6 protein-coding genes are annotated in these 4,804 nt (G+C 44.1%); 4 read left to right on the forward strand and 2 right to left on the reverse strand.

Annotated elements, in window-relative coordinates; translation table 11 throughout:
• Positions 1–276: 276 nt before the first annotated feature.
• Together F6K38_RS35060 and F6K38_RS35065 are read left to right on the forward strand one after the other, a co-directional pair.
• The gene (locus tag F6K38_RS35060) at positions 277–540 is read left to right on the forward strand and encodes a DUF4351 domain-containing protein (protein ID WP_287359711.1); all 264 of its coding nucleotides are present in this window, start codon (positions 277–279) and stop codon (positions 538–540) included.
• A gap of 74 nt (positions 541–614) precedes the next feature.
• Complete coding sequence (locus F6K38_RS35065; protein WP_287359712.1) at positions 615–1,502, forward strand: DUF4351 domain-containing protein; 888 nt, start codon at positions 615–617, stop codon at positions 1,500–1,502.
• Positions 1,503–1,791: 289 nt separating this feature from the next.
• Here F6K38_RS35065 and F6K38_RS35070 read toward each other — a convergent pair whose 3' ends face one another.
• Both F6K38_RS35070 and F6K38_RS35075 read right to left on the reverse strand, forming a co-directional pair.
• A complete protein-coding gene (locus F6K38_RS35070; protein ID WP_287359714.1) occupies positions 1,792–2,823 on the reverse strand; it encodes an N-acetylglucosamine kinase in 1,032 nt (343 codons plus the stop codon).
• A 217-nt stretch (positions 2,824–3,040) separates the two neighbouring features.
• Positions 3,041–3,253, reverse strand: a complete 213-nt coding sequence (locus F6K38_RS35075) for a hypothetical protein (RefSeq protein ID WP_287359715.1) — start codon at positions 3,251–3,253, stop codon at positions 3,041–3,043.
• 158 nt (positions 3,254–3,411) lie between these two features.
• On the opposite strand from F6K38_RS35075, the gene F6K38_RS35080 reads away from it, so the two are divergent.
• Both F6K38_RS35080 and F6K38_RS35085 read left to right on the forward strand, forming a co-directional pair.
• Entirely contained in the window at positions 3,412–4,068 is a 657-nt protein-coding gene (locus F6K38_RS35080; protein WP_287359716.1) for an RNA polymerase sigma factor, read from the forward strand.
• 36 nt (positions 4,069–4,104) lie between these two features.
• On the forward strand, positions 4,105–4,804 hold a 700-nt coding region (locus F6K38_RS35085), incomplete at its 3' end, for a DUF1822 family protein (protein WP_287359718.1).

Raw genomic sequence — 4,804 nt, forward strand, 5'->3', positions numbered from 1 at the left:
TGCTACGAAAGCGAATTCATGGGATTAAAGGCCCGTCAAGATTATCGGGTAATTAATCTCTGGGAAGTAGATGCTGAATTAGTATTAGAACAACCTTTGCCTCCCTTATTTACATTTGTCCCAATTTGAAAAGGTGGTGGTAGTGAATCAAAATTGCGCTCAGCAGTGCAGGCTTTACGAGCGGATCAAACTTTAAATCAACTAGAACCGCTCTTAGCTTTTTTTGCTAGCTTCGTTTTAGAGATACCCTTAATTCAACAAATCATGAGGTGGGATATGACAGTATTACGAGAATCGCCCTGGTATCAAGAGATTTTACAAGAGGGTCTTGCTCAAGGGATTGAACAAGGGATTGAACAAGGCATCCAACAAGAACGTCGAGGCAGTTTAGAGCGCATCCTTAAACTGCGATTTTCCGAGATTCCTTCAGAGATATCCGTCAAAATTCAAGCCTTAACTCTCGAACAATTAGAAGAGTTGATGGCCACAGCATTAACGGTTAACTCCCTAGATGAGTTTACTCAACATTTGCCTAATTAATTAAATAAGGCCACACCCCACCTCGACCGTGGGGTGGGCGTAAGTCAATAATTAGTCTTAATTGGATCAATTGTATGACAAAACGTGCAGATATTGGCAGCAAACGCCTAATCAGTCTCGCTCCTAATGCTTGGGTGCAATGGGTAACCGGTAATTCCCAAGTGCGGGCATCTCAGTTACTCGATGCTGAGTTCCAATGGATTAGTCGCGAAAGCGATGTGATTATAAAAGCGTCTAGTCCTGAACACTCGGAATTTCTGATTCTCAATGAATTACAACTACGCTATGACCAGAACATGCCTCAGCGAATGCGCAATTATGTGGCTTTAGCTGAGGAGAAATACAACCTATCCGCTTATCCGGTATTAATTAATATCTTACCGCCCCCAAGCACGGTCACAATCGTTGACTGTTACGACAGTGAATTCATGGGATTAAAAGCTCGTCAAGATTATCGGGTAATTAATCTGTGGGAAGTAGATGCTGAATTAGTATTAGGACAACCTTTGCCTCCCCTATTTCCATTTGTCCCGATCTTATTTGGAGGTGGTAGTGAATCGAAATTGCGGTCAGCGGTGCAGGCTTTACGAGCGGATCAAACCTTAAATCAACTAGAACCGCTATTAGCATTTTTTGCTAGTTTTGTATTAGAAATACCGTTAATTCAACAAATCATGAGGTGGGATATGACAGTATTACGAGAATCACCCTGGTATCAAGAGATTTTACAAGAGGGTCTTGCTCAAGGGATTGAACAAGGGATTGAACAAGGGATTGAACAAGGCATCCAACAAGAACGTCGAGGCAGTTTAGAGCGCATCCTTAAACTGCGATTTTCAGAGATTCCTGTCGAGATATCTCTGAAAATTCAAGCCTTAACTCTCGAACAATTAGAAGAGTTGATGGCAACAGCATTAACGGTTAACTCCCTAGATGAGTTTACTCAACATTTGCCCAAGTAATGTAAGCATTCAGCGGTCAGCCGTCAGCCGTCAGCTTTGTGGCACAGGCTTCTAACCTGTGACTTTCGTGACTATTAAACGAATGCTTGCCTGTTGTCTTGATGCAGTCGCTCATGGGGGTTTCCCCCAAGACCGCGCTGCATCGCTTATTCAAAAGCTGTTCGGTGTAGCGTGCCCTATGCCCATCAGCACATCAAGTAGCGTGCCCTATGCCCATCAGCTGATACGCGACACGCTGATAGCTGACAGTGCTACACCCTACCTCGACCCTGGGGTTAGGGGTGGGTTACTATTGCCTATTGCCTCTTGCCTCTTGCCTATTGCCTATTGCCTTTTGCCTTTTGCCTAGGGTCAGCAACCCTAACAAACCGGCACCATAAGCAGGCTGATGGCGAGGCCAAATCACCTTAGCATTAGGGCTAAGCATGACAAGAGATGATTCAAATCCCTGACGGATTGAGGAAAGACCATGCCATACACTTCCGGTGGTTACTACCTCACATGCTGAGTCAGGAGCAAATACGCTTTCAATTACAACTTGGGTAGCTTTGGCTAGTTGATTAACGGTATCTTCGATAATGCTAATGGCTACCTGATCGCCTTCAGCGGCTGCTTGATCCACAATTGGTGCTAAGGAAGCAATTTCTTTGACTCCCCACCCTGGCTGATAAATTACATCTGTGATATAATTGAAGTCTGATAAATTTAGATGGGTGGTGAAGCGCTCCTGAAGACTAGTTGTTGTTAGACTAGTTACTGCGCAGCCATCATAGGCTTTCATAGCGGCTCGTAATCCAGACACGGCAATGTGATAGGCACTGCCAACATCTCCTAGGATATGCCCCCAGCCACCAACTCGCTTGGTATTTCCCTGGGCATTGCGTCCAAAAACGATTGAGCCGGTGCCTGCGATCGCAACAACTCCCACAGGCTTACCGACTCCCCCTACTAAGGCAATCAAAGCATCATCACAAATCACAACATTAGAGGGGAGCAATGCCCAAGTGACCGGAATTGTCTGACTTGACAACAACTGTGGGACGAAGCCTCGCACTACTTCTATATCTCGTGGACGACCAACACCGGCTAATCCCAAACACATCGCTTCCACTGTGACTGATTCCATGGACAGTTTAGCGGAAGCTTCTTGGGTGGCTAGGCGAATGGCTGATTCTAGGGAGGCGAAAGCGGTTTTGATACCAACGGTGTGATAATTGGAGGCATCAGCTTCTCCTCGACCTAGGATTTGACCTTGGTGGTTGATCACTACACAAAGGGTTTTACTGGCACCGCCATCTATTCCGATTATACAAGTGGTCATTTATAGTTAGTTGATTCTAATGAAACTGGCAAGATGCCAGTTCTACGCAAATTGAAACTGGCAAGATGCCAGTTCTACCCAAATTGAAACTGGCAAGATGCCAGTTCTACCCAAGATGAAATTAATGAAACTGGCAAGATGCCAGTTCTACCAAGATGCCAGTTCTACCAAGATGCCAGTTTAGCGATCGCATTCAAAACCAGCCAAAAGCTCACAATTAGTTATTGTCTGAATCTTCTTGCTTGAGAAGGGCATCGACTAATACTGTGACTTGCACCAGGGAATTGATCACATCACTGGTTTTGGTAAAGGGTTTACCTTGATACTCGGAGTAGGCTGACCAGATCACAGGAATAGCAATCAGTCCGACTAGCCAACCCTTGATGGTTTTAGGATTATACATGGGCAGGAATAAAAACAACAGCCTCATCTGTTTTTGTTAACTTTCTCAAAGACCGATTCCATGCCAAATCGAGCTAGAGAGCCCATTTCAAAAATTTTTTCCGACTTTGCATAGAATCCGGGGTTGGCCACCGTTAGTTATTTAGAAAGGTAAATCCAGGAGATGGATTGAGATGGAGTTAACCTATGGACGAACTGGAGGAACGACTACAACAGCTAGCTTTGGAAGCTCAACAGCATTCCCCAAAAAGCTGTGGCCGTCGTCTCGTCCTGACTCGGCTGATTCACAGGATTCAAGCATCCGGCAAATTATCTCGCAGGGGATATGACATTCCCCAGGAGGTTTACGATGAAGCACTTCAAGAGACTTGGTTGTATGTGTTCAAAAAAATTGACACTTATGAACCGAGAGGTCCGGTGATTAACTGGATTAATAGTGTCCTCAAGTGGCGGTTGATTGATGCCAAGAAACGACATACCAAAGGGGGAAAGGAGTACTCACTAGATGCACCAATAAACTCTTCCGATGGGGGTAAAGTCAATCAATCAGGTATGACCTATTTAGATACCGTTGCCCAACCAGAAGAAACTCCGTTACCTTCACAGCTTGTACGTCAGTGTATTGAAGAAGACTCTGACGGGCTGTTTGCCAGCAAACACGTTAAAGGACATCCTCAGGCCAACTTCAGAACTATTGCTCTTTTATACCTCGACCGGAAGAGTTGGAAAGAGACTGCTGTAGCAGTTGGGTTAGAGCCAAAGCAAGCGTCAACGGTGCAAAGTTTCTACTGGCGCTGTTGCAAGTATTTTGCTGACACGTTTAAGGAATACTTGCAGGAATAACTAACTAATAAGATTCAATGTATCGAGAGAGTAACCATGAATAACTTAACGGAAAAATTAGCATTTTCTGTGCCTATTACCAGAGATTGGTATCAACTAGCAGAAAGCTTTAGTCGGGAACAGCACGAACCGGATAAAGCTCAAGACGTTTACCTAAATACATTAGCGGTTTATGCAGTAAATTTCTACTTACAGTGTCTGGAAGTAGAAACAGATTTACCAGCAAGTGATAGCAGTAATCCAGCCCTGCGATCGCTAATGAATGTATCCGAATTGATGGTTAAAGATTGGGGAAAATTGGAATGTCGTCCTGTTTTACCTGGTGATAAAATTTGTGACATACCACCAGAAAGTCGCCAAGAGCGAGTTGGTTATGTGGTGGTAGAAATTAATCAACCAAGTAATCAAGCTAAACTGCTAGGATTTGCCAAAACTGCAGTAGAAGGAAGCTTGGAGATTAGTAAAATCCAGTCTCTTGAACAGTTAATTAACCAATTACCAGAGCCATTACCAGAGCTGGAATCAAATGTCGTAAAATTACTGGAATGGTTGAAGGGTAATTTTGAAGTAGGTTGGCAGTCGGTTAGCGATTTGCTGTCTCCAAAACTTAGACCAGCATTTAGAAATACCGAAGACCAGCAAGAACGAGCTAAACTGATTGATTTATTTGATTTAGGGCTAGAACTAGCGGGTAATCCTGTCGTTTTAATTATTACTATCCGGAAAATCGACAAGG

Origin of the sequence: Moorena sp. SIO3B2 (genome assembly GCF_010692525.1) — a bacterium.
Taxonomy (GTDB): Bacteria; Cyanobacteriota; Cyanobacteriia; order Cyanobacteriales; family Coleofasciculaceae; genus Moorena; species Moorena producens.

What these genes read in the sequence shown, in the direction of transcription:
- F6K38_RS35060 (WP_287359711.1), top strand. Translation starts at nt 277, where the DNA reads ATGACAGTATTACGAGAATCGCCCTGGTATCAAGAGATTTTACAAGAG.
- F6K38_RS35065 (WP_287359712.1), top strand. Translation starts at nt 615, where the DNA reads ATGACAAAACGTGCAGATATTGGCAGCAAACGCCTAATCAGTCTCGCT.
- F6K38_RS35070 (WP_287359714.1), bottom strand. Translation starts at nt 2,823, where the DNA reads ATGACCACTTGTATAATCGGAATAGATGGCGGTGCCAGTAAAACCCTT.
- F6K38_RS35075 (WP_287359715.1), bottom strand. Translation starts at nt 3,253, where the DNA reads ATGAGGCTGTTGTTTTTATTCCTGCCCATGTATAATCCTAAAACCATC.
- F6K38_RS35080 (WP_287359716.1), top strand. Translation starts at nt 3,412, where the DNA reads ATGGACGAACTGGAGGAACGACTACAACAGCTAGCTTTGGAAGCTCAA.